Annotated in this window: 24 protein-coding genes; 8 read left to right on the top strand and 16 right to left on the bottom strand. The window is 33.1% G+C overall.

Annotated features, from left to right (window positions below; translation table 11 throughout):
• Positions 1-30 precede the first annotated feature (30 nt).
• The 8 genes from ACWPKD_RS01660 (at position 31) to ACWPKD_RS01625 (ending at position 7,398) form a co-directional block, all read left to right on the top strand.
• Positions 31-315, top strand: a complete 285-nt coding sequence (locus ACWPKD_RS01660; RefSeq protein ID WP_455410938.1) for a hypothetical protein — start codon at positions 31-33, stop codon at positions 313-315.
• Between the two features lie 64 nt (positions 316-379).
• Complete coding sequence (locus tag ACWPKD_RS01655; protein ID WP_455410937.1) at positions 380-940, top strand: T6SS immunity protein Tdi1 domain-containing protein; 561 nt, start codon at positions 380-382, stop codon at positions 938-940.
• 12 nt (positions 941-952) lie between these two features.
• Positions 953-1,291, top strand: a complete 339-nt coding sequence (locus ACWPKD_RS01650) for a hypothetical protein (protein ID WP_455410936.1) — start codon at positions 953-955, stop codon at positions 1,289-1,291.
• 60 nt (positions 1,292-1,351) lie between these two features.
• Positions 1,352-1,912 (top strand): helix-turn-helix domain-containing protein, encoded by a 561-nt coding sequence (locus tag ACWPKD_RS01645; RefSeq protein ID WP_455410935.1) that lies wholly within the window; start codon positions 1,352-1,354, stop codon positions 1,910-1,912.
• An 81-nt stretch (positions 1,913-1,993) separates the two neighbouring features.
• Positions 1,994-4,417: a heavy metal translocating P-type ATPase gene (locus ACWPKD_RS01640; RefSeq protein WP_455410934.1), complete on the top strand. Its 2,424-nt coding sequence runs from the start codon at positions 1,994-1,996 to the stop codon at positions 4,415-4,417.
• A gap of 89 nt (positions 4,418-4,506) precedes the next feature.
• Positions 4,507-4,725 carry a heavy-metal-associated domain-containing protein gene (locus tag ACWPKD_RS01635; protein ID WP_455410933.1) on the top strand — a complete coding sequence of 73 codons (219 nt, stop codon included), beginning with the start codon at positions 4,507-4,509 and terminating at the stop codon, positions 4,723-4,725.
• A 5-nt stretch (positions 4,726-4,730) separates the two neighbouring features.
• Positions 4,731-5,201: a DUF3347 domain-containing protein gene (locus ACWPKD_RS01630; RefSeq protein ID WP_455410932.1), complete on the top strand. Its 471-nt coding sequence runs from the start codon at positions 4,731-4,733 to the stop codon at positions 5,199-5,201.
• A 10-nt stretch (positions 5,202-5,211) separates the two neighbouring features.
• On the top strand, positions 5,212-7,398 hold the full coding sequence (locus tag ACWPKD_RS01625) for a multicopper oxidase domain-containing protein (protein ID WP_455410931.1): 2,187 nt from the start codon (positions 5,212-5,214) through the stop codon (positions 7,396-7,398).
• Positions 7,399-7,852: 454 nt separating this feature from the next.
• Here the strand turns inward: ACWPKD_RS01625 and ACWPKD_RS01620 are convergent, their stop codons facing one another.
• The 16 genes from ACWPKD_RS01620 to ACWPKD_RS01545 all read right to left on the bottom strand — a co-directional run bounded on the left by ACWPKD_RS01620 (position 7,853) and on the right by ACWPKD_RS01545 (position 22,497).
• Positions 7,853-8,950, bottom strand: coding sequence for an alpha/beta fold hydrolase (locus ACWPKD_RS01620; protein ID WP_455410930.1), 1,098 nt, complete (start codon positions 8,948-8,950; stop codon positions 7,853-7,855).
• Between the two features lie 110 nt (positions 8,951-9,060).
• Entirely contained in the window at positions 9,061-10,011 is a 951-nt protein-coding gene (locus ACWPKD_RS01615; RefSeq protein ID WP_455410929.1) for a nucleotidyl transferase AbiEii/AbiGii toxin family protein, read from the bottom strand.
• On the bottom strand, positions 10,004-10,588 hold the full coding sequence (locus ACWPKD_RS01610; protein ID WP_455410928.1) for a DUF6088 family protein: 585 nt from the start codon (positions 10,586-10,588) through the stop codon (positions 10,004-10,006). Before ACWPKD_RS01610 ends, ACWPKD_RS01615 begins: the two co-directional genes overlap by 8 nt.
• 246 nt (positions 10,589-10,834) lie before the next feature.
• Positions 10,835-12,574 carry a UvrD-helicase domain-containing protein gene (locus tag ACWPKD_RS01605; protein WP_455410927.1) on the bottom strand — a complete coding sequence of 580 codons (1,740 nt, stop codon included), beginning with the start codon at positions 12,572-12,574 and terminating at the stop codon, positions 10,835-10,837.
• Entirely contained in the window at positions 12,571-14,466 is a 1,896-nt protein-coding gene (locus ACWPKD_RS01600) for an ATP-dependent nuclease (RefSeq protein WP_455410926.1), read from the bottom strand. The genes ACWPKD_RS01605 and ACWPKD_RS01600 overlap by 4 nt, the downstream gene beginning before the upstream one ends.
• A gap of 104 nt (positions 14,467-14,570) precedes the next feature.
• Positions 14,571-15,179: a hypothetical protein gene (locus ACWPKD_RS01595; RefSeq protein ID WP_455410925.1), complete on the bottom strand. Its 609-nt coding sequence runs from the start codon at positions 15,177-15,179 to the stop codon at positions 14,571-14,573.
• A gap of 49 nt (positions 15,180-15,228) precedes the next feature.
• Positions 15,229-16,002 (bottom strand): hypothetical protein, encoded by a 774-nt coding sequence (locus ACWPKD_RS01590; protein ID WP_455410924.1) that lies wholly within the window; start codon positions 16,000-16,002, stop codon positions 15,229-15,231.
• On the bottom strand, positions 15,950-16,441 hold the full coding sequence (locus ACWPKD_RS01585) for a hypothetical protein (RefSeq protein ID WP_455410923.1): 492 nt from the start codon (positions 16,439-16,441) through the stop codon (positions 15,950-15,952). Before ACWPKD_RS01585 ends, ACWPKD_RS01590 begins: the two co-directional genes overlap by 53 nt.
• A 26-nt stretch (positions 16,442-16,467) precedes the next feature.
• On the bottom strand, positions 16,468-17,319 hold the full coding sequence (locus tag ACWPKD_RS01580; RefSeq protein ID WP_455410922.1) for a hypothetical protein: 852 nt from the start codon (positions 17,317-17,319) through the stop codon (positions 16,468-16,470).
• A gap of 2 nt (positions 17,320-17,321) precedes the next feature.
• Positions 17,322-17,885, bottom strand: coding sequence for a hypothetical protein (locus tag ACWPKD_RS01575; RefSeq protein WP_455410921.1), 564 nt, complete (start codon positions 17,883-17,885; stop codon positions 17,322-17,324).
• Positions 17,886-17,940: 55 nt separating this feature from the next.
• Positions 17,941-18,603 carry a hypothetical protein gene (locus tag ACWPKD_RS01570; protein ID WP_455410920.1) on the bottom strand — a complete coding sequence of 221 codons (663 nt, stop codon included), beginning with the start codon at positions 18,601-18,603 and terminating at the stop codon, positions 17,941-17,943.
• 164 nt (positions 18,604-18,767) lie between these two features.
• Positions 18,768-18,932, bottom strand: a complete 165-nt coding sequence (locus tag ACWPKD_RS01565; protein ID WP_163409605.1) for a hypothetical protein — start codon at positions 18,930-18,932, stop codon at positions 18,768-18,770.
• A gap of 15 nt (positions 18,933-18,947) precedes the next feature.
• Positions 18,948-21,086: an ArdC family protein gene (locus tag ACWPKD_RS01560; RefSeq protein ID WP_455410919.1), complete on the bottom strand. Its 2,139-nt coding sequence runs from the start codon at positions 21,084-21,086 to the stop codon at positions 18,948-18,950.
• Between the two features lie 2 nt (positions 21,087-21,088).
• The gene (locus ACWPKD_RS01555; protein ID WP_455410918.1) at positions 21,089-21,559 is read right to left on the bottom strand and encodes a hypothetical protein; all 471 of its coding nucleotides are present in this window, start codon (positions 21,557-21,559) and stop codon (positions 21,089-21,091) included.
• Positions 21,550-22,086 (bottom strand): hypothetical protein, encoded by a 537-nt coding sequence (locus ACWPKD_RS01550; protein ID WP_455410917.1) that lies wholly within the window; start codon positions 22,084-22,086, stop codon positions 21,550-21,552. The genes ACWPKD_RS01555 and ACWPKD_RS01550 overlap by 10 nt, the downstream gene beginning before the upstream one ends.
• Positions 22,087-22,194: 108 nt before the next feature.
• Positions 22,195-22,497 (bottom strand): hypothetical protein, encoded by a 303-nt coding sequence (locus tag ACWPKD_RS01545; RefSeq protein WP_455410916.1) that lies wholly within the window; start codon positions 22,495-22,497, stop codon positions 22,195-22,197.
• Positions 22,498-22,505 lie beyond the last annotated feature (8 nt).

The following is a 22,505-nucleotide window of genomic DNA, read 5'->3' as shown; positions in this document are numbered from 1 at the left end:
TATAGCTTCCCAACCATTTAACTGTTATTCATGAATAAATACAGACAAATAAGTGACTTTATTTGCGGAAGATTAATCTTAATCGATTATGATATTTCATTTGATACCATAATGAATGATTTCTTTAGAGAATCTGAAAAAGAACACCTTATACATTTCAAAGAAGAAGTACAAAAATTGCTTTTGGATATTGAATCTAATGCTGCGATTCCGTTTGAAGAAATGGTAGACCGATCGAATTTCAACTTCAATATAGACGGGTTAAAAGAATTATGTGAAGACATTTTAGCCGAATACAGTAAATATAATTTATAAAATTGTTGCAATATAACAGTACATTAATTCTTACATTTGAAACCATCATTAACTTCAAAAAAACATGTTCGAAAATTTTTTTCAGGTATATCCTGATTTTACAATAGTTGAAAAACCATCCGAAAACCTTATAAATGAATATGCCACCATGTTACCGAAAGAGATTATTCATTTTTGGAAAGACTATGGTTTTGGGACATTTATGAATGGCTATTTGCGAATCATTAACCCGGATGATTATATAGCAACTCTATTTGATACCTACGATTATGCCGATCGTGAAATCCCTATTGCGGTAACGGCTTTTGGCGATATACTGTGCTGGCAAGGTGAAGCTATCAATTTCATCAATTATCGTTTTAACTATTCTGAAATAATCGCAGCAGGAGAATTTGACTGGTTTCTGAATATGGATTTAACAGAAGAATCATTTCTTGCTGAAGATCTCAAAGGAGAATTATATGAAAAAGCGAAAAATATTTTAGGCGAATTAGCCTTCGATGAATGTTACGGCTTCGTTCCCCTACTTGCATTAGGAGGCCCTGAAAAAGCAGAAAACCTGCAGAAAGTAAATACAATGGTACATCTGGATCTGATTACACAATTGGTAGGAACCGTTGAATAAATTCTATAAATTATGAAAGTTGAAGAAATTTATCATGCAATAGGACAATCTATTGTAGATTCAATCGACGACAATTGGGATTATGCTGTTCTTAATATAAAATACACCGGTAAGTCTGGAGGATTTTTTTTAAATTATTATGCAGATGATAAAGAACAAAATTCTGAATATACAGCTGGAGATTACAACATTTACAAAGCCGTAAAAGAACTCCACCAAATAACCACAGAAGGAGGCCACAACAGATGGAACCGAATTGAATTCAAACTCACCGCGGATGGAGACATGGATTTAGAATTTATTTGGGACCAGGAATTGTTTGATGAATTAGAACGATTGTCAAAAGAATAAAAAAACACATCTAAAATCCTGACAATTAGACTAATTTTGTACTAATAATCGAGTAAAAACATGACTATTTACATCAAAAACATGGTCTGCCCTCGCTGCATCATGGCAGTGGAAACGATTTTGAAAACATTACAAATCGATTATAAAAACGTTTCTTTAGGTGAAATCGAGCTGAAGGACCAACTTAATACTTCTGCAATGATGAAATTATCCAATCAGTTGCAGGACATTGGTTTTGAAATCATTGATGATAAAAAACATCAGATCATTGAACGCATCAAAAATTATATAGTACAGTTCATTCATCACGACAAAGAAGTGCTGAAAGTAAATTTATCCGATTTCCTTGCGAAAGAACTGGGTTACGAATACAATTATTTAAGCAACTTATTCTCCGAAGTGGAAGGCACGACTATTGAGAAATACGTAATCCTTCAAAAGGTGGAAAAAGTAAAAGAACTCATCGTTTACGATGAACTTTCCTTAAAAGAAATTGCACACCAACTGGGATACAGCAGTGTAGCCTATTTAAGTAATCAATTTAAAAAAATCACCGGATTGACACCATCCCATTTTAAAACGATTGGCCAACAGAAAAGGGTTCCGCTCGATCATCTGTAAATTTTACAACACCGGGTAAGAATACTGTAATACTTACCATTGTTATCTGACGGAACTTTGTATCATCAAATAACAATAGTCATGGAAACAAATAACAAAACAATAGCCATTCCACTGGAAGGCGTTCACAGCGAACATTGTGCTTTGATTGTTGATGATACTTTAGATAAAACCAAAGGGATTCTCAGTCATAAAGTAGAACTAAACAACCATCAGGCGAAAATAGAAGTCGATGCGAAGCAATTCAAACTGACCGAACTTACCCAAAATATCCGCGATTTAGGATACGATGTAACAACCATCAAAAAAACATTTCCAATAACCGGAATGACCTGTGCTTCCTGTGCCATAAGCGTGGAAAGCATTTTATCCTTTGAAGACGGAGTCGTTTCATCAGCCGTAAATTATGCCAATTCGACCGCAACTGTAGAATATATTCCCGGAATTGCGAAACTTGAAAACTTCAAAAAAGCGATTCAGAGCATTGGCTACGATTTAATTATTGAAAACTCTGAAAATCAAGAGGAAGAATTAACCGAACGTCAATCACAACATTTTTCGGCACTAAAAAGAAAAACGATTGCTTCTGCCCTTTTCACCTTACCTGTTTTTGTAATCGGTATGTTTTTTATGAATATGCCATATGCGAATTGGATTATGTGGATATTCGCTACTCCGGTCTTGTTTTGGTTTGGAAGAAACTTCTTTATCAATGCCTGGAAACAAACCAAACACCGCACCGCCAACATGGACACTTTGGTCGCGCTTAGTACGGGAATTGCTTATCTGTTCAGCGTATTTAATACGATCAATCCAGAATTCTGGCACAACCGCGGACTGCATGCCCACGTATATTTTGAAGCTGCTACCGTTGTGATCACCTTTATTCTGCTTGGAAAAGTTTTGGAAGAACGTGCCAAAGGCAATACTGCGTCCGCCATCAAAAAACTTATCGGATTACAACCCAAAACCGTAACCCGTTTAACGGAAAACAATCAACAGGAAGAAATCAAAATCAGTGACGTTTTAATTGGAGATTTACTACTGGCAAAACCCGGTGAAAAAATCGCCGTAGACGGAAGTGTAACAAGCGGAACTTCTTTTGTAGACGAAAGCATGATTTCCGGAGAACCGATTCCGATGGCTAAAAACCAGAATGACAAGGTATTTGCCGGAACCCTTAACCAAAAAGGAAGTTTTCAGTACAAGGCCGAAAAAATAGGAAGCGATACTTTATTGTCGCAAATTATCACAATGGTTCAAAATGCGCAAGGTAGTAAAGCACCGGTTCAAAAACTGGTCGATAAAATTGCCGGAATCTTTGTGCCGATTGTTATTGTAATTTCCATACTGGCGTTAATGGCCTGGATTGCTTTTGGAGGCGAAAATGGTTTCACTCAAGGGCTTTTAGCAATGGTAACCGTATTGGTAATCGCTTGTCCGTGTGCTTTGGGATTAGCAACTCCAACAGCAATTATGGTTGGCGTCGGTAAAGGTGCCGAAAAAGGAATCCTCATTAAAGACGCCGAAAGTTTGGAATTAGCCAAAAAAATAGACGCTGTAATTTTCGATAAAACCGGAACACTTACCGAAGGAAAACCTTCAGTTGTAGCAACTTTATGGAAAGCAGAAAACCATCATTTGCACAGCATTTTACTTTCAATCGAAGAAAAATCGGAGCATCCGTTGGCGGAAGCCGTTACAAAACAGTATTCCGGAATGCACACTAAAGAAGTAACTGAATTTGAAAGCATTACAGGATTCGGAGTAAAAGCAAAAGTTGACAATCAAACCTATTTCGTCGGAAACAAACGCCTACTTGAAGAAAACAACATTGAAATCGAGGTTTTCTTTTCTGAGTTCATTGCCCGTCAAGCGGAATTGGGACACACTTTAATCTACTTTTCAGATGAACAAAAAATACTTGCCGTTTTAGCCATTGCCGATAAAATCAAGGAAACCTCCATCGAAGCCATTAAACAACTGAAAGCACTTGCTATTGAAGTAATAATGCTAACCGGTGACAACGAATCCACCGCAGCTGCTGTAGCCAAAACCGTCGGCCTAACGGAATACAAAGCAGCTGTTTTACCGGAAGACAAACTCACTTACGTAAAAGTTTTACAAACTGAAGGAAAAACTGTGGCAATGGTTGGCGATGGTATTAACGACAGTGCCGCTTTAGCCCAAGCTGATGTAAGTATCGCCATGGGAAAAGGTTCGGATATAGCGATGGATGTAGCACACATGACCATTATTTCGTCGGATTTACTGAAAGTTTCGCAGGCCATTTCGCTGTCGAAACAAACCGTAAAAACCATCAAACAAAACCTGTTCTGGGCGTTCATCTATAACTTAATAGGGATTCCAATTGCAGCAGGTCTACTTTACCCGATTAACGGATTTCTGTTAAACCCGATGATAGCAGGTGCTGCGATGGCTTTAAGTTCCGTAAGTGTGGTGAGCAATAGCTTATGGCTGAAATACCGAACTTCAAAACTGTAAATCTTACAAAGGACCGATAAAATAGTATAACATAAATAACCGATTACCAACCGAACTTTGTATCAGTAATAATCATTAATTTGTTAAAAATGAAAACGAAACAATTCAAAACCAATATTAACTGCTCCGGCTGTTTAGCAAAAGTAACACCTGTTTTAAATCCGCTTTTAGGTGAGCATCAATGGGAAGTAAATACCAATCATAAAGATAAAATCTTGACCGTTACCCTCGAAAATCTGGATGAAAAATCGCTGGTGGAACAAGTGAAAAGCGCCGGTTTCAAAATCGAATCATTAACTCAAAACTAAATAACATGAAAACATTATTTGCAATTGTACTAAGCTGCTTAGGCTTAATGACCGCTCAGGCACAAAGTAAAGAATGGAACGAAGTACTTAAAAATTATCTTTCCATGGAAGATGCTTTAGTTGCTTCTAATCCAGGTGATGCCAAAAATGCAATGGACAAAATGCACAAAGACGTTCTAAAGTTGCAATCCGAAGCAAAGGGCAAAAACTATGAGAAAGAAGCAAAGTTTTTAGCAGCCTATCTGGAAGCCTACAACAAAGCTAATTCATTGGACGAAATCCGGACCGGGTTTGAGAAAATCTCCAAATCGATGATTGCTTTGGCAGAACAGAAAGTCTTTGATACCGATGCACTTTACGTTGTGTATTGCCCGATGAAAAAGACAAACTGGCTCGACGATGCCAATACCGTTAAAAACCCTCATTACGGAAAAGCCATGCTAACCTGTGGCAGCGTAAAGAAAACCATTAACTAAACACCCGACCATGAAAAAGCTATTCCTGATACTGTTACTCCTGAGCTTATCATTTGCTGCTGATGCACAGCATGTGAAACGCTACGATTTACACATCAAAGACACTATTGTAAATTTTACCGGAAAGACAAAACCGGGAATAGCTATCAATGGCCAAATCCCTGCTCCTACACTGGAATTTACCGAAGGCGATATAGCCGAAATCCACGTGTACAACCACATGCACCATGAAACATCTCTGCATTGGCACGGGCTGATTCTTCCAAATGAAATGGATGGTGTTCCCTACCTGACAACGGCTCCTATCAAACCACACAGTGAAGCTGTTTATCGTTTTCCGATTGTGCAAAACGGAACCTATTGGTACCATTCCCACACGATGTTGCAGGAACAGGTTGGGATGTACGGCGCATTCATCATTCATAAAAAAGAACCTTCCAAAATCAAGGAAAAAGTTGTTTTGTTAAGTGATTGGAGTGACGAAGACCCAGATCAGATTGAACGTTCGTTACATCAGGCCACGGATTGGTATGCGATTAAAAAAGGGGCAACCCAAAACTATTATCAGGCTATTAAAGAAAAGCAATTCGGAACTAAATTAGAAAACGAATGGAAACGCATGATGGCAATGGACGTAAGCGATGTGTATTACGAGAAATTCCTCATCAACGGTAAACCTTCTGAAACATTGAACGATGTAAAACCTGGTGAAAAAATCCGTTTGCGTGTGATTAACGGAAGTGCCTCGACATATTTCTGGTTACAATTCTCCGGCGGAAAAATGAGCGTGGTGGCCAGTGACGGAAGCGACGTAAAACCCGTTGAAGCTGATAAAATAATTGTTGGTGTTTCCGAATCGTATGACATTGTGGTTATGGTTCCCGAAAACGGCAGCTATGAGTTTTTAGCCACTTCTGAAGACCGCACAGGTTCCACATCTTTATGGCTCGGAAACGGCGATAAAAAACCGATGCAGCCCATGGAACGCCTCAACTATTTTGAAGGCATGAAGATGATGAACGACATGATGACCGTGGGTGGGAAAATGAACGATATGGGCATGAACATGAGCCTGCAACAAATGGATATGAATACCGTGATGTATCCGGAAGTAACCGGAAGTAAACCTGAAAAAGCTCCAGAAAAAGAACATCAGCATCATGAAATGAACCATCAGCCTGAAGGAGAAAAAGTTACGCTGAATTACAACATGCTTGAAGCGGTAACCAAAACAACATTACCTGATAAACCGTTCCGTGAACTGACTTTCGAATTAACCGGAAACATGAACCGTTACGTTTGGACAATGGACAACAAAACGATTTCTGAAACCGATAAAATCCTGATCAAAAAAGGCGAAAATATCCGTATCATCCTGAAAAACAATTCCATGATGCGCCATCCGATGCACCTTCACGGGCATTTCTTCCGAATCGTAAATCAATATGGCGAGTATTCTCCGCTGAAAAACGTAATGGACATCATGCCGATGGAAACCAATGTCATCGAGTTCAATGCTTCTGAAAATTATGGCGACTGGTATTTTCACTGTCACATTTTATATCACATGATGTCTGGTATGGGGAAAATCTTCAGCTATGAAAATTCTCCTGTTAATCCGGAATTGGGTGATCCGAAAAAAGCTTTGAAAAAAGTATATGCCGATGACCGCCGATTTTTCTTAGGTGCAGAAATCGGTTTAGAAAGCAACAGCAGTGACGGGGAAATCCGATACAGCAACACGAGATGGATGTTACAGGGCGAATGGCATGCAGGATTCCGAAAAGAATACGGTTATGAAAGTTCGTTGCAGTTTGGTCGTTTTTTGGGAACTAATCAATTTTGGTATCCTTATGTGGGCGCTGATTTCCGTTACCGTCCGGGTGATGAAACCGAAACAAATCTTTTCAATCAAACCAACACCAAAAACAAACGAACTGCTGCCATTGCCGGTTTACAATACACCTTACCTTGGTTTATTGTAGCAGATGCCCGTATTGATCACGAAGGAAAAGTTCGTTTTGAAATCGCAAGAGAAGACATTCCGCTAACCGAACGCCTGAGATTAAGAGCCAAATGGAATACTGATAAAGAATGGACCGTTGGCGCGAAATACATCTTAACCAAATACTGGTCACTTTCCTCCCACTATGACAGTGATATGGATTGGGGAGCCGGATTGACGTTTGGGTATTAAACTGTTAGAGAATTTCTATCTGTAAAATTTAAATAGCGCTCCAATTCTGGATTCTCAACATCTTTATATGTAAAACGGTTCACAGAAAATCTATGAACCGTTTATAAATCTGGAAAACACGGGAAATCTTTAAAATAGAAAACCCCAATATTGAAAATAAACCACTATCAGAATAAAAGAAAATAGAATTGCTGCATAACTACTTTTGTTTGGGATTTGTCTTGTTTTAAGAACAAAATAAATCATTGATATAAGAGTGAAAACAATAAACAACCACTGAACAATAAACAAATAATTTAAATGATTTGGCAAGCCAAAGGCAAGTATGTAAAAATTATTCTGGGCAACACTATTTACAGCCAGAACAAGTCCTACGACAGCAAATAGTCCTAATAAAGAAGTTATTAAAATTAATAAAGTGAAAAATTTGCCCTGAACAGGATTGCTCTTGTATTTAAAAAGCGCATAACTGTAATAAAAGAGTAATTAACAAAATCAGAAGTGCAATAGATAATGATGAAAAAAATAATGGACTAAATTCACTCAGGCTATTTGCAAAATTCGATATGCCTCCATTTGTTTTGGCATCAGTGATAAAGTTTACTTTATTCTTCGATACTATTTCTTTAAAATCCGGTTTTTGGTTGGGATTAGATATAAATTCGGCAATAATATCCATTCCAGCTTTTGTAAAACTTGGAACATGACCGGAAACAGGAGCATTTAAATAGTAACTGTTTTTAAATATTTTGGAGACAACAAGTCCATTAGCCGCAGGTGTTATAGGGTCAAATTCTCCAGAGAACACTAATACCGGAATATTCAATTTTGACAGATTTGATAAACCATCCTTAATTTTATTCTGATTGCTATTTAAATTCCATTTGTCACACACTTTGAAGTCAGATTTAAAAAAGGACAACCCTCCTTTTAACCTACTGTATTTTAATGCATTTTCATTGAATTTTGCTTCTGAATTAAACGGAACAGCTTCGTTACAACTCATACAATAATACAAGCCGTAATCCAACCCTAATGCTCCTGAGAAGGCTTTCACAAATGAACTCAGCGTGTTCTTATTCCCTTTATTAAATTCCGTAATCAATAAAGGCAATACCTGAATCAGCTTTCTGTTATAAAGCGCCTGCTGAATCGCTATTTTAAAATCTTCCGCATTATACGTAAACGAACCATTTGGAATAATTTTCTTGTCTACCTCAACCGTTATCGGATTTTTGGATAGTTTATCAATAGTTTCATAATAAACATTTTCTAAATTCGGAAACTGCTTATTACAATTCGGATCATTTTCACACGCCTCAAAGACTTTTTCAAGGCTGTTCATATAGTTTCGTTTCTTTTTTATTTCTATCCGTTTACAAAAGCAAGCTTTTGACACTGCCGGAAATAAAAAAACCGAAACTTTCGTTTCGGTTTTTCTTTGCGGAGAAAGAGGGATTTGTATCGCTCTTTGTATGCCTTGATATATAAGGATTATATATTTTTTTCCTATTTTAGGGTCTCGCTTTTGCCCCTCATTTCTGAGACGCAAATTTTGAAATCTTACAGAACAAATATAATGAATTAAAAATTGATAGCAAAATAAGATTAAAAATTACATGTTTAATAATTGAACATGACTTTTTACATCCTTCATTTTACTTATAGTTTTTCAACCCATTTATTAATTTCAGCAAGTAGCTCATTAAAGTCAGGTTGGCCTTTATAATACAATTTTGCCGTTTTTTTATAGCGTTTTATAAAGCGCTCCCTAAGTTCTTGGTTACTAAGTAAAAAAGCTTCATTGTCAGCAATGGATATTTCATAGTCTTTGGGTGGAAAACGATTTGCTTTGTGTATTTGATATTCTTCAGTACCAATGAATGCCTTAACAGTATCATCTTTCAACAGACTATAGACATCATAGTACTGACGCATCAAATTTTGCCTTTCTACTTTGTCTTCCTGTTCCTGTCTAAATTTGGTTGCAATAGTCTGTAATTTTTCAACAAAAGTGTAACCAATGTGATAACAAACAATATCTACAGCCCGATTATCAATTATATCTACACCTTGTTGAACAGCTTTTTCATACGCCCAAGAAGAAATGGTTAGTGGATTGTTCGGCGTTACTGTGTCAAATCCAATCTCCAATAATATACCTTCCTTAACTCCATCAACGGCATCAGTCTTACTGTCATAATGTAATCTTATACCACCACTACGATATTGTCTTTGGTCATCAAATACCTCATCTCTTTTTACTGCTATGATTCCGCTTATTTTTATATCGTTTGCCAAACCATCATAAAAGTCTTTTCTCTTTTGGATATTCCGAGGCTTATTATTGTTTGGATTTTCATTGATTTCCATTTCAGCTGGTGGTTTGATGTGGATATCGATGTCTTCGGAAAAACGATGTATAATTCCATACCCTTTAGAAAGAGACGTTCCACCTTTGAGTTCAAATTGAAATCCTTGTTGTTTTAGCCCATAGAGTACATGCATAATCCAATAGTCTTTTTCGACAAGACCAGGTTCAATATTTAATTCTGCTCCCACAATACGCAAAAGGTCACGGAAGTTTTTATGGTTGTGCAAATAGTCAGACATATTGCGCCATTATAACAGGTTCCAATAGTTTTTTTGCTTTTATGCTACCATATTCCTGAAGTGATTTTTTTAGCTTACGTGCATCCATTGTTTTTGCTTTGGAACGCACTTTTGACACGACTTCTTTTGGGTCTTCAGCCAATTGTTCAAGGTTATTTAACAAATCCACCAATAAAAACTCAGGTGTTACTTTGCTAGGAAAATGAGGTTTTACCCTGAATGAAAAAGTTATACCTCCAAGATTAAAATCACCATGGCGTTTATGATTATAAACTGTTTTACCATTGTATAGTTGAGTAGTTCCTACGCCCAATGTATTATATGCATTTAAAGAAGTTACTAGAAAACGTTTGTCTTTGAGAAAAGAACGCACCAACACTTCTTCTTCGGGAGGTGTCTCTCCAAAGACAGTTACTTCGGGATAATAGTATAAGCCTTGTGACAGTTTTTGTAAAGTGCCTTCCTGTACCAACTCATCTAAATGACGATCAACAGATTTTGACCACTTAGACAAATCAGCCCTACGGTATACTTTTCCTCGTTTTAAATGCTTTTTTAGTTCTTGTAACTTATTCATGAGTACAAAGTTAGCAAATAATATTTAATTGCATATATTTTTATTGAAAATTCATGCAATATTGTTTTGTAAAGCTCTATTATAAAGCTGAAATATCTCAATGTTAAAGACACAATGTGTTATTAATCCAAAAAAAATGGTAAAAAAACAATCAAGAGTAAATTATTGAGAAAAACGCCCTCGTTATTTTAATGTGGGTAAATTTTGCCCTCGTTTATTTCTTCAAAATAAAACTTAGATTTTTAATTACATAATTATTATTTCACACACAAAATTTTGCTTAATTTTCTCATCAGATAAAGTATTAGGAACTCCTATACAAAGTAAACTTCGTGGTCTTGAAATGGCAACATAAATCAAACGCTGTTTTTCAGTCGGCATTGCTTCTTTTAAAACAAAGTCATTCAGAGAGATATTCTGTCCTTTACTATCACTACTAAGTATTAGAAAAACAGAGTCAAAAGTCATACCTTTTACTTGATGAATAGTAGTAACTGGAAAATTATTATCAGTAGTTGCTTTTTTAAAATGAGTACTTACTGAATTGTCCAAAGTTACTTTGTCGAAAGTAGGAGTATTTCTTTTCCTTATTTTAAAATCAGGTTCACTATCTAACTCTAATTCTGTTTTTAAATATTGCTGTGTTTGTATTGTCCATTCTTTGATAGATAAATCAAATAGTGGTAACCCCCTTATTAGATTAAATATTATGGAATTTGTATTTTTATCATTTTTTAATTCTTGCTCTTTTTCTTTCAAATCAGAGAATGAAATATTTGGGCATAAAAGTTCAATTAGTATTCGTCTTACTTTTCTAACTGCTTCTTTAATTTCATTTGATTGCAGGTGTATTCTGGACTCAATTAATAGATATGGCAAAGAGGTATTCCAAGGTGAAAAACTTTTCTGTTTACCTAGTAATGAGTTTTTTAATGAATTCCCTCTAACAAGAACATTGTTAGATTCAAGCTTATTATTTTGACAAAGCTCTTCATACTTACCAATTGCATCAGCATAATTAGTACTGTCATATTTTATGATGTGTAATGGTAAATCGCTTTCGGAGTTAATTACTGGTATTATCGCTTTATCAGTAGGGCGTCTTAAAACACTAAAAATGTCAATTATTTTTTTTGTTGAGCGTCTATTTTCTGTAAGATAAATTCCTTTCCAGTTTGCACTATCATCAAATTTTTGAAGAAACAATTCAGGACTTGCATCCCTCCACTGGTATAAACACTGATAAGGGTCTCCAACTAAATCAATATTCTTTAATCCTTCTTTGTATAGCATTTCCAAAATTGAATGTTGAATTTCAGAGGTATCTTGTGCCTCATCAATTATTAAGTATGGAAATTTTGATGCAAGATATTTTGCTACCCGTGGGTATTTTTTTAAAATATGATAGGCAAAAAAAGCAGAATCACTTGTTTTAAGCAATCCCATTCCTATTTGCATTGTTTTGATTGCAGTTGCATATTTTACAAATTCAGGATCATCGCTTTTGTCATGACCATCCCATGAGTAACCATTGTTTATTGTATAATCTATCCTACTAGGTGCAAATGCAAATAAGTAGTTTTTGTATGTTTTCATCAATTGCCAATTAGATTGAAAAATATTATCTAAATAACTTGTATCATCAATTATTCTATAACGCTTTTCAATATTTTTTAACTTGTGAGCAAATGGCAAAGTAATAAACGTATTTACAAAACTATCTATTGTTGAAATTAAATGAGGATAAGGTAAAGAAAATCCATTTATTTCTCTAAATTTTTCAGCAATTTCATTTTTGGCAACATTAGTAAATGAAAGACATATAATCCCACTATTTTTCGAAAATTGAATATCCCAATTTTGAATTAAAGAATGGATTTTGTGAGCAACAGTGGTTGTTTTTCCACTTCCAGGACAAGCATTAAGAATTACTTTCCCAAAGGATTGTACATATACAACTTGTTCTTCAGATAACGTTATACTCATTTCGTTTTATAATTGATTAAATGAGTAATAGCTTTTTGGATGTATTCAGGAACAATAAAATTTGTTTTTGCTTTTTCAATATTCGTTAATAAGTAAACAGAAAAATTTTGTGCAAACTCTGCTTTACTTGGCAAAGCTTTCCAAATAAGAATCTGTAATTGGTTCAACTCAGTTTCACTTATATCACTTCCTGAAAAAGATTCTAAATGTTCTTTAATTTTTTTAAACTTCTTTACAATGGATTTATCTTGTGATATATATTCCCAAAGTACATTTTCGGTTATTTGTTTTTTTGATTTTAAAATATTTGCTTGAACTATGGCAAATTCAAATGTTTTGTATGAAAAATTTAAACTTATTTTATCCGGGACATTTTTTATTACTTCAGAAATATTCTTAATTCTTGTTGTTTGAACTGCCGATTTTATATTTTCAGAAAGTTCTTGAGCCTTTGTTAAATTGTCTTTAATATTTATAAAACTATATTCAGTATTTTTCGATGCCGTAAACCTATCATCATCAGTTAAAATAGCCAATGGAATTGGCAAGGTTTTAAAACTATCTGTCGAATTGAATAAATATATAAAAGGATAAAAAGATGTGCCATCAGCATTAAGTAACTCGATTTTATAATCTTCCAAACTCTGATCGAGAATTTGTGCAAATACGGGTATTAAAAGTTCCTCCGATATACCCTCAACAAACAAAACACCTTTGGAAAAGAATAATTGTGATTTTGTAACATCAATATATCTCTCCAATTGCTCCTTTCTATATAATGCATCATCAGTATAGCTATCTTCGTCTTCATCTTCAATTTTAACCTGTTCTCTATCTTCAAAACATTTATTCAGATTTATAGCTTCAGAATCTTTAGATAGATGAATCAAATTATCAAGAGGTACTTTAGATGTAAGAGTTGGCGAATGCGTTGTAATAAAAAGTTGCGAGTTCCCCTCATTATTTGTTTGCTTTAAAAAATAATATAAATTCAATTGTAATTGAGGATGTAGGTGTGCTTCAGGTTCTTCAATCAATAAAGTATAATGAGAAGTTTTATCATCTTGTAATTGTTGATTTATATCACCTAAAACTGTTGCTATGTATATGAGATTATTAAACCCTAAACTGTTTTGCTTTAGACTAAATCCATTTCCTGATAAAGTGGCTGTATCATGTGGTAGATATGGCTTAATAATATTTACAATATGTTCAGCTTTAGCTTCTTCAATTCGTAACCCAATTTGATTTTCAACTGATTGTTTATAAATCTTGGTAAGGTTAGTATTGATTGATTGCCTTGAATCAGTAACCTCTTTTAGCTTTAATAAATTATCATTTGCTGTCTTTATCAATGTTTCATAACTCTCTTGGCTATTATTATTTTCTACTTGTCTGTTAATCAAATTACCTAAAATACTACTACGATTAGTCATTAAATCTCTCGTACTATCACGCAATGCTCCTAAATAATAATGTATGAAAAATTGAAATGTTATACTGTCAGCTTTTTGTCCTTCAACTTCACCTGTAAAATAACTGAATATCACTTTTTGGTTTTCTCTCTTGTAGGAAATTGTAATTCGAGCATAATCTTCTTCTTCAGTTTCTCCTAAAACAACATATTCATAGAATGCCCCTTTTTGGTCTGTTGTCAAATCTCTGAATTCGTATGAAATGGTAATAACTGATTCTCCTATATGGAAATCATCCGTTGTAACGTATAATTCTCTTTGTTGGTTGCCTAAATTATAAAGCAATCGTATTGCATCAATTAATGCCGTTTTACAGCTTCCATTTTCCCCTATAATTACATTGATGTCTTTTTGAAAACTTACATTAAGTTTTTTAATGCCTTTATAGTTTTCTATATAAATTGAAGCTAAATACATTTTCTATTATTATTTGATGTTGTTCTTACATTAATGTGACAAGGTAGGAAAAATTATACTAAATAAAAATTAGCGAGTTAATTGGATTGGTTTTTAGGAACTTCCTAAGCACAAATCAAATTCATTTTATCTATAGCCTTAATTCTCAAATTTTGCCCTTGAAAATTATCTTTATTATCTCTTAATCTTTGAATATAATCTTCAAATTCTAAAATTAGTTTATTATGAAATTGCTTCCTATCTATTATTAGTCCTTCATCAATATTAGTTGGATTCGCTAATACAACAAAATTTGTTTGATTAATTTTAATTCGAGATTTATGTTTTGTTTGTGCTTGGTGTAAAAGTCCGCAACGAAAGTGCTGGTAGAAAATTTTACACTTTTTAAGGGTTGAAAAGTCAGTATTAAAATGTTTGCTATTAATTAAAAAATCTTTAAACGATTTCCATTGCTCTCCTCTATAATTTATCTCTGTATTTTCAATTCCTAAATAGAATTGCATCAATGTCTCAATTAACAAACAATCGATTGACAATGTTAGAAATCCACTGAATTCGTCATTCTTTATTAAATTTATATGATTAAAAAATCGACTTTTAAATCTATCTTCAATTATTGAAATTCCAATTGACCAGTCTTTATTTACATCGTCAGTTAGATTTAAGTTTATCCAGTCAATATTTTTATATTTCTTTGAAATTGCAAATGGCATAATATTTTTGTTAATGGTTAATTCAATAAACTGACTCTAAACTGTTCTGCTATGGTAATTTTCCTTTTGTTCTTAAATTACTTAAGTTCGTTTTTGAGAATGTATATGTTCCAGTATAGAATAAATCATAAATTATATTTATACAATAACGTTTTTCTAATGATAACTTAATTCGGGTAGTTTGCTTATTTGGTTTACCTGAAATCATTAAGGAAGGAGCAATATGCTTTGGTTTGTGATTTATTGCATTATTTATCATAATATCCTTTTCTAATTCATTTACCACTCCCATAAAATTAAAAAGTAATTCAGGAAAAGGATTAAATTGTTTTACTTCACAAAAACTCATAACATCAGTATTATTAACAAATGAAAATCTCTTATTTGAATCATAATAAGTTGTAGAAGTTTTAACTTTTCCCGCCTTTATAATACTTATATCTGGTGTGGTAAATAATTCTTTATCGTGTGAAGATTGAACAGCAAGATTATGTTGAATTTCAAAATTATACTCTTTTTTCTCAAACTTGATTGTTGCTAGAAAATGTGAAAAATTTGATTGTATTCCTGATGTTGAACACTTATATCTGTATTGCTTACTTTGGAGATTCTGAACTTTAACATCATAACCGTGAAGTTGGTAAAATCGAACAATATAATTGAAACAACTCATCTCAAAATAATCGCTTATACGTTTCGATTGATTTACAACTGTAACCTTAAATTTATTAGCAAAATCAGCTATTTCTTTTTCTAATAGTGCTTTGTCCTTAAAAGGGGATTTCGTCTTCGTTATCGTTTCCTTTTTTTCTTTTTTTGACATTATTTTGTACAGATTTTAAATCAATTAATTTTCTCAAAAACTCACGAGTTTCGTAATACTCCATCACAATTGGTGGAATTGAATATTCTTCTAATAGTTTGTTATAACTCATTACGACAGCCAGAATCTTATTCTTTTCTTCATTCGTTAAATCATAGCTCCCAATTTTTATAATTTCAGCATCACTACTCTTTGTAACTGTTCCATAAAATTTAACTGCTCCATCAAGATTTGCAATTACTCTTTTGTGAAAAATAGAAAGAGCGAGTAAAAGTTCTACGGTCTTATTATCTACTTTTAAAGAACTATAAGTTTTATAATTCTCAATTAAGAAATTAGCTTCCTTAAATCGACTTTGAAATTCATTATATATTTGATTTGTCAACTCAAATGGCAGATGATAAGTTAATATATTTATTATGGGAGTTTCTTTAGCCATCTAATATTAAATTATTTAATAGTTACCTATAAATTGAAATTGTCATTAAATAAAGATTGTCCAATATCTGATTTCCAAAATGCTACTGGGTCTTTTAGAATTTCCTGTTCAATTTTCTTTTGCTGCTCTTCGTTGGGCATAGACATCTCATCAACAGTTCTAATTCTATTACCTAAGAATGATAAGATTGGAAAGTATTCTAGCCTTTGAGGAATAATAAATTTGCCTCCTTTTGGATTAATTTCAACATCATTTAAATCATCTTCGCCTCCAAAGTTTTTCAAAACTGCCCAAAACACAAATCGATTAAATTTTCCATAAAGTAAAAGACAAGTCTGTGGTTCATTATCTACAATCGTAGCATCTAATATTCTAGTTAAATAAAAGTCCACACCTTTTAGTCCTGAATTATTGCTTTTTACTCTATCTGTAAAAAGCAAACAAAATTGATTATGGGTTATTGGAGTATTACCTGATTTCAAATATTCTTTCCATTCTTTTTCTGCCTGAAGAATAATGTCGTAATACCATTTATCTTTTAAATTTTTGTCGGTTTTTAATTCTAAAACTAAAACCCTCCATAAAAATGAAACAGCAAAATAATAGAGATTTTCGTTATATTCAAGATTAAATTTTCCACCTAAATATGGAACAAAAATGTTTTCAGCAAACCATTTTTCTCTTAATGAAAATTCTTGTTCAGCTCTTTCTCCTAATAGATGTAATTTTATTCCGTCTTGTTTTCTAGCATTAGGTTCTACAAACTTTCTCAAATATTTTGAACCTGTTTTTTTTGTGTAGTTAATTACAAATTTAGGATAGATATGACTTTCCAGTAATTTGGTTTCATTGTCATATAATGCGCAAGTTTCTTTCATTTTTACTTTTTAAATTTGTTATATATTTCATTGAAATTTATCCCTATACCTGCAATATTTGGCTTCAATTCGAGATTATCCATCTCAAAAATTTTATCCCAAAAGTTTTCTTTTTCACCTAAATTCTGTGTACGCTCTTTTCTTAAACTTCGTTTTATTTTGTTAAGCTGTGATTTATATTCAGGCGTATAGTTTGGCTTTTTTAAAAAATTTTCTTCAAAATTCTTCATTTTATCTATAAAAGTTAATGGATTATCCTCCGCAAACTTCTTAACCATTTCAAAATGCAACCACATTGATAAATTATGTAGCCTTGATTGATACCCCGTTAGTTTTATATCTCCATCTTCAATAACTAAACTACCATTTTCTATTTCTAAATCATTTTCGTCTTTTTTATCTATATCATTTATTAAATAGAAGATGTCTTTGTATAAAGTTTCTATGAAATAATCATTCCTCTTCCTTAAAGGTACAAGCACCTTTTCTATATATTCATCAATAGATTTTTTCTCAGTATTACGAATTTCCTCAATCAGTTTTATATAATCATTCCTTTTTAACATATTCAGCATTTTAATTAGTTGATGATGTTTTCATTTGAGTAGTCAATTAATAATTTTATTTAAGATGAATATCGCCAGCATCATATTTTTTAAGCCAATTTTCTATTTCTACTATTAAATCATTGCACATTTCATTAAATGTTTCAAAGTTTTTAAAACATTTCTCTCTTGGATTACAGATTAGGCCAAGATCTGAATATCTCCTTACTGATGTATCGAACTCATCTAAATTTATGTAAATAACTTTTTTATAGAATTGAGGATTTGCTCTAGTAGGTAGCCAAATTTTAAAAGGTTCTATTTTTTTGCTAATACTTTTTGGTAAAAAAGGATTGTTGTCTAACCCAATTAATGGATTGTGTTCAAACCATTCTTGAGTAAATAAGATATTCTCTTCAAAAAATAATCCTTTAAAACTATCCATTTTATTTAAGTCCTTAAAATCAAAAAATTTTACTCTCCATCCTGTACTAAAATAATCTTCTTCTTTTTCAATTCCTTTAGCATGAATAGAAATTGTCCAGTTTTGCAATATATTAATCAAATCAGATACACTTTCAAATTGTTTTTCTAATACTCTATTTTTAAACGAAAAACGGTTAAAAATTTTAAAGGCAATTAGTAAAGTTAATAGACTTATTAAAAGATTTACAAAATCAACTATATACTCCCAATTTATCTTCAACCAGGATAAAAATTCTTCAAAAATTGATTGCATAGTGTTCTTATATTTGTTAAAAAAATGTATAATCCGCTAAGATAATAAAAACTTTAACAATGAAATACTCACCTGTTTTTTTGAAAACACTACAAAAAATAATCAATAAAAAAGCCCTGCTACATCTCTGCAACACGGCTTTCCCAATCAACCCAAATCAAAAACTATTTCTTTGCTTTTGCTTTCACAACCTTACCTCCTTTGACATAACGATAACCCTTTTTAAGAGTTCCATCTTTTTTAACGCCTTCACGCTGAATTACACCACTGCAAAGCTTTTTAGCTGAGATTCTTTTTTTGCCTTTTGATTTTACTTTTTTTGCTACCATGATTTCTGATTTTAGTTATTTGACTTTAAATGATAATTTCTTTTTTTTAGGTTCACTTACTACTTTCTTGTAGTACATCGAGTATTTTAAAGTGAGGTCATTACCTCTGTTTTTCTCCAATGTTGCAAACCTTTGTTTAGGGTCAGGATTTGATGAACAATGAATTACTGAAGTTGGATTATGCGCCATTTTGTTACCGCCATACATAGCACCATTCTCTTTTACTTGGGAGATAAAACACCAAATAATTTTTGGGTATTTGGTACGTAGGTAATTCAATTGGTCGGCTGTTATTTTCAAATCTGTAACTGAATCGGCAATAATTACTTTAACCACTTTACAAAATCCTTGTAGTTCTTCAAAAGGATTTTCCAAATAACCTTTTATAGCTATGTACTTTCTCCCAGCTTCAGTAGTATTTCTGTTGATGCTATCTACAGTGTCCTTGCTTTCAATCCCGCCTTGCTCATAATCGATGTAAGCTACTGGCGTTTGTTGCTCTCCAAAGGCATTAGCAATCTGCATGGCCAACTGTGATTTTGAACTGTGCTTGTTACCCTTTATCAGGATTAGAGCTTTGTGAGGTTGTTGTTTTTGTAAAAACTTACCAATTTCGCCACCTAGAACAAATATATCTTTAGCTTCCTGCGGAGCTGAATTAGCAGAAATAAAACCAAGTTTTTCAAGTTCATTAAGGCTTTTATCCTGATTGGAAACAACTGACTTTTCTCTTCTTTTTGCAACTGTAGGTACAATTCTTTTTCTGTTTGATTCAGTATTTTTTCTAACCACAGCCGAGGCTGAAAGTCCGGCTTTTTTAGCTTTGGTAACTTTCGGCTTTACTTTTTTCTTTCCTGGTCTTTTCGATGCTACTTTTTTAACCTCTTCTTTCACTATTTCGGATTCTTCACTTTCTGTATTTCTGCCTAATATGTAATTGACTGCTTTTTGAGATTGTGCTGAAGCTTTCAAGAAAAAGCGGTTGTCATTTTCTAATTCGCTCACCAAAACAGTATTCCAATTTTTAAGATACTTAGCCGAGTTTTCTTTGGTCTGAAATAATATTCCAGATTCAGAACACATGAAAACTGCTCCGAGTTCTGCAATGAGTTCCTCAAAGGCATAAGGCTTACTCCCAAAAGTTCCGGTCATATCTCTGTTCAATCTTTTTTTTGCTCCTGTAGAATGGGTCAACTCATGGAAATAAGTGCAGTAATAGGAAGCTTCCTTTTTAAAAGCCTTAATATTTGGCATATTGAGTTTATCGGTAGATGGCTGATAATAAGCTCTATCTCCAACAAAAGTGTAAGTAGGCGGGTCCTTATAACCATCTATAAGGTTTTGAGCCTGCTCAATAGGATTCACATTTTTATTGCCTGTTGCTTCAGGAAATTTCAATCCTGTACAATCATCTGCTCTGAAGACATTGTAATATTTAATTACTGGAATCTTGGTAAGTTGCTCTCTTAAATCTTCTTTAGTCAATCCATTCGCTTTTACAAACTCGGTAAACTTTTCCCTGTCCGTAGTTTTGAACTGCAAAACACCATTATCAAAGCTGAAAATCATGGTGTAATAAATCACACGCCTTGCTTTACTGTCTTTCTTTAAACTTGCACCAGATTCCTTTATTTGATTAAATGTCAAGTAATAAGGTTGAATGAATTTAATAGGCACTAAATAACCTTTACCTTCTTTATCAAACTTTATGTCAAAATTGAGTAGGAAGTTTGCACCAGTATATTCTTTCTTGCTAACATAATTTTTAGCAGCACCATCAGAACCTGAACCTACCCAATCTTTTTGCCAAGGCAAATGCCCAACTTTATCAATGGTATTTATAATCAAGTCTGTGATATAACTGTAAATGTCATCAGGAGAGACACCGTTTAGTCCACCTTCAGAATCTTCTTCGGAAATATATTCTAATGTTGGAAGTATGATTCTTTGTTCTGCTCCACTAAGTCCAGTAGGTTCTATTAATTGCGTTAGTTCAATAGTAAAAAGTGCATCATTATTTTGCTGTAAAACTTTACTAATCCGACTTGCAATAATCGAATGCCTCTGCTTTCTGGCTCTTGTTAAAAGAGATTTCAAAACGGAACGTTTTACAGTTTTACCGTTAAGATTATTGAATGATGATATTAAATCCATACTTACTTTATTATTGAATATTCTTTGCCTAAAACACCCAAAATCGTTTCGGTATGAATATCATTTACGCTTCTTATCTGTGAGAGACTTTGCCAATTGGAAATATTTTCCAGTATTGGAATTTCTACAATCAGATCCTTTAGTACATGTTTACCTTTGGCAGGAATGGATAAAAAGGATTTATTTACTGTAATAGTAGCAATTCGCTTGGCTGTTTTATCTTTGAGGATAATTCGCTTAACTGTTGCAACAACTCCATCAGGACTAAAATTATCTCCTGTAGGATTGTAGATGGTAACATCTAAATTAAAGCGCATTCGTTTGAAATTAATATCGAAGTTTCTAATCCCAGTAGGTAGTGCTTTTAATTTTTTCATTGTTTCTTTCCATTTATTCAGTTTACTGGTGTACCATAATGCTCCAATGCCTAATAATACCCCAGTGATTACGATATGTTTTGCTCTTACGCCCATACGGTAGTTTTTTTTCTGATTAGAGATACTATCTTAAACCCGATGTAGAGTAATGCCAAAAGACCAAATCCCATTAAAAATTTTTCCAGTTTTGAGAGTGGTTTTTTCACCACAACTGGAATCTTTTTAACCTGGATAATTGTCTTTATCTTTTCTTTCTTAACTGCCGTATTTTCGTTTTGAGTTTGGGCAATTCGCACATAAAACTCCAACTGTTTTTTAAGCTTGTCATAAATAAGTTTATAGCTGTTATCACCTGAATTTTTAGCAGTATTCAGCTTTGATAAGATTTCATCCACCTTAGCATTAACCAAACTATCAAAAATGGTATTTCCTGTTTGGCTCTGTATAACTGGAGTAATTAGGTTATCATCGACTGCTTGATTGATAACCGTATTTCTAATACTGTCCCGTTTCTGAATCTCGTTCTTAAGGAAAGTGTTTTCTTCTTTGATTTTTTTTGTAGAAGAGCAGCTTATTAGCAGAATGCAAAAAATGAGAATTAGTAATTGAATTGACTTTTTCATGATTTAGGTTTGTTAAGATGAATTTTAATTATGAAAAGAATTAACTGACTGGTTTCTATTAGCTGAAATAAATCGACTTCATAATACAAACTGGCGGCTAAAATGATTCTATTCAGAATTTGTCTTTTCATTATTCTTGTTGTTCAAACAGCTGGAACATCTTTTCTGGTATTCTTGTAATTGTTCTTTAAGGTTTTTAATTTCAATAGTATTTTCATCAATAATCCGCTGCATTTCTTCAAACTTCTTATCCGTTACAACTGACATTTTGGTATAAATTGAATCGATAGCTTCGAGTGCTGAAGCTTCCGTTTTCTTTAGCTCTGAATTTCTTGACTTCCAAGCGATATAAATCGAAATCAGGGTTGTTGAACCCAAGAAATAGTTTAGTATGGTTTCTATTGGTAACATATTTTATC

The organism is Flavobacterium pedocola (assembly GCF_053764385.1).
The sequence above is the reverse complement of the archived record's forward strand: the minus strand, read 5'-3'. Positions and strand labels throughout refer to the sequence as shown.

What these genes read in the sequence shown, in the direction of transcription:
- ACWPKD_RS01585 (WP_455410923.1), bottom strand. Translation starts at nt 16,441, where the DNA reads ATGGCTAAAGAAACTCCCATAATAAATATATTAACTTATCATCTGCCA.
- ACWPKD_RS01635 (WP_455410933.1), top strand. Translation starts at nt 4,507, where the DNA reads ATGAAAACGAAACAATTCAAAACCAATATTAACTGCTCCGGCTGTTTA.
- ACWPKD_RS01570 (WP_455410920.1), bottom strand. Translation starts at nt 18,603, where the DNA reads ATGCAATCAATTTTTGAAGAATTTTTATCCTGGTTGAAGATAAATTGG.
- ACWPKD_RS01565 (WP_163409605.1), bottom strand. Translation starts at nt 18,932, where the DNA reads ATGGTAGCAAAAAAAGTAAAATCAAAAGGCAAAAAAAGAATCTCAGCT.
- ACWPKD_RS01575 (WP_455410921.1), bottom strand. Translation starts at nt 17,885, where the DNA reads ATGTTAAAAAGGAATGATTATATAAAACTGATTGAGGAAATTCGTAAT.
- ACWPKD_RS01580 (WP_455410922.1), bottom strand. Translation starts at nt 17,319, where the DNA reads ATGAAAGAAACTTGCGCATTATATGACAATGAAACCAAATTACTGGAA.
- ACWPKD_RS01615 (WP_455410929.1), bottom strand. Translation starts at nt 10,011, where the DNA reads ATGTCTGACTATTTGCACAACCATAAAAACTTCCGTGACCTTTTGCGT.
- ACWPKD_RS01650 (WP_455410936.1), top strand. Translation starts at nt 953, where the DNA reads ATGAAAGTTGAAGAAATTTATCATGCAATAGGACAATCTATTGTAGAT.
- ACWPKD_RS01625 (WP_455410931.1), top strand. Translation starts at nt 5,212, where the DNA reads ATGAAAAAGCTATTCCTGATACTGTTACTCCTGAGCTTATCATTTGCT.
- ACWPKD_RS01545 (WP_455410916.1), bottom strand. Translation starts at nt 22,497, where the DNA reads ATGTTACCAATAGAAACCATACTAAACTATTTCTTGGGTTCAACAACC.
- ACWPKD_RS01605 (WP_455410927.1), bottom strand. Translation starts at nt 12,574, where the DNA reads ATGAGTATAACGTTATCTGAAGAACAAGTTGTATATGTACAATCCTTT.
- ACWPKD_RS01555 (WP_455410918.1), bottom strand. Translation starts at nt 21,559, where the DNA reads ATGGGCGTAAGAGCAAAACATATCGTAATCACTGGGGTATTATTAGGC.
- ACWPKD_RS01600 (WP_455410926.1), bottom strand. Translation starts at nt 14,466, where the DNA reads ATGTATTTAGCTTCAATTTATATAGAAAACTATAAAGGCATTAAAAAA.
- ACWPKD_RS01595 (WP_455410925.1), bottom strand. Translation starts at nt 15,179, where the DNA reads ATGCCATTTGCAATTTCAAAGAAATATAAAAATATTGACTGGATAAAC.
- ACWPKD_RS01560 (WP_455410919.1), bottom strand. Translation starts at nt 21,086, where the DNA reads ATGGATTTAATATCATCATTCAATAATCTTAACGGTAAAACTGTAAAA.
- ACWPKD_RS01645 (WP_455410935.1), top strand. Translation starts at nt 1,352, where the DNA reads ATGACTATTTACATCAAAAACATGGTCTGCCCTCGCTGCATCATGGCA.
- ACWPKD_RS01630 (WP_455410932.1), top strand. Translation starts at nt 4,731, where the DNA reads ATGAAAACATTATTTGCAATTGTACTAAGCTGCTTAGGCTTAATGACC.
- ACWPKD_RS01610 (WP_455410928.1), bottom strand. Translation starts at nt 10,588, where the DNA reads ATGAATAAGTTACAAGAACTAAAAAAGCATTTAAAACGAGGAAAAGTA.
- ACWPKD_RS01655 (WP_455410937.1), top strand. Translation starts at nt 380, where the DNA reads ATGTTCGAAAATTTTTTTCAGGTATATCCTGATTTTACAATAGTTGAA.
- ACWPKD_RS01550 (WP_455410917.1), bottom strand. Translation starts at nt 22,086, where the DNA reads ATGAAAAAGTCAATTCAATTACTAATTCTCATTTTTTGCATTCTGCTA.
- ACWPKD_RS01640 (WP_455410934.1), top strand. Translation starts at nt 1,994, where the DNA reads ATGGAAACAAATAACAAAACAATAGCCATTCCACTGGAAGGCGTTCAC.
- ACWPKD_RS01590 (WP_455410924.1), bottom strand. Translation starts at nt 16,002, where the DNA reads ATGTCAAAAAAAGAAAAAAAGGAAACGATAACGAAGACGAAATCCCCT.
- ACWPKD_RS01660 (WP_455410938.1), top strand. Translation starts at nt 31, where the DNA reads ATGAATAAATACAGACAAATAAGTGACTTTATTTGCGGAAGATTAATC.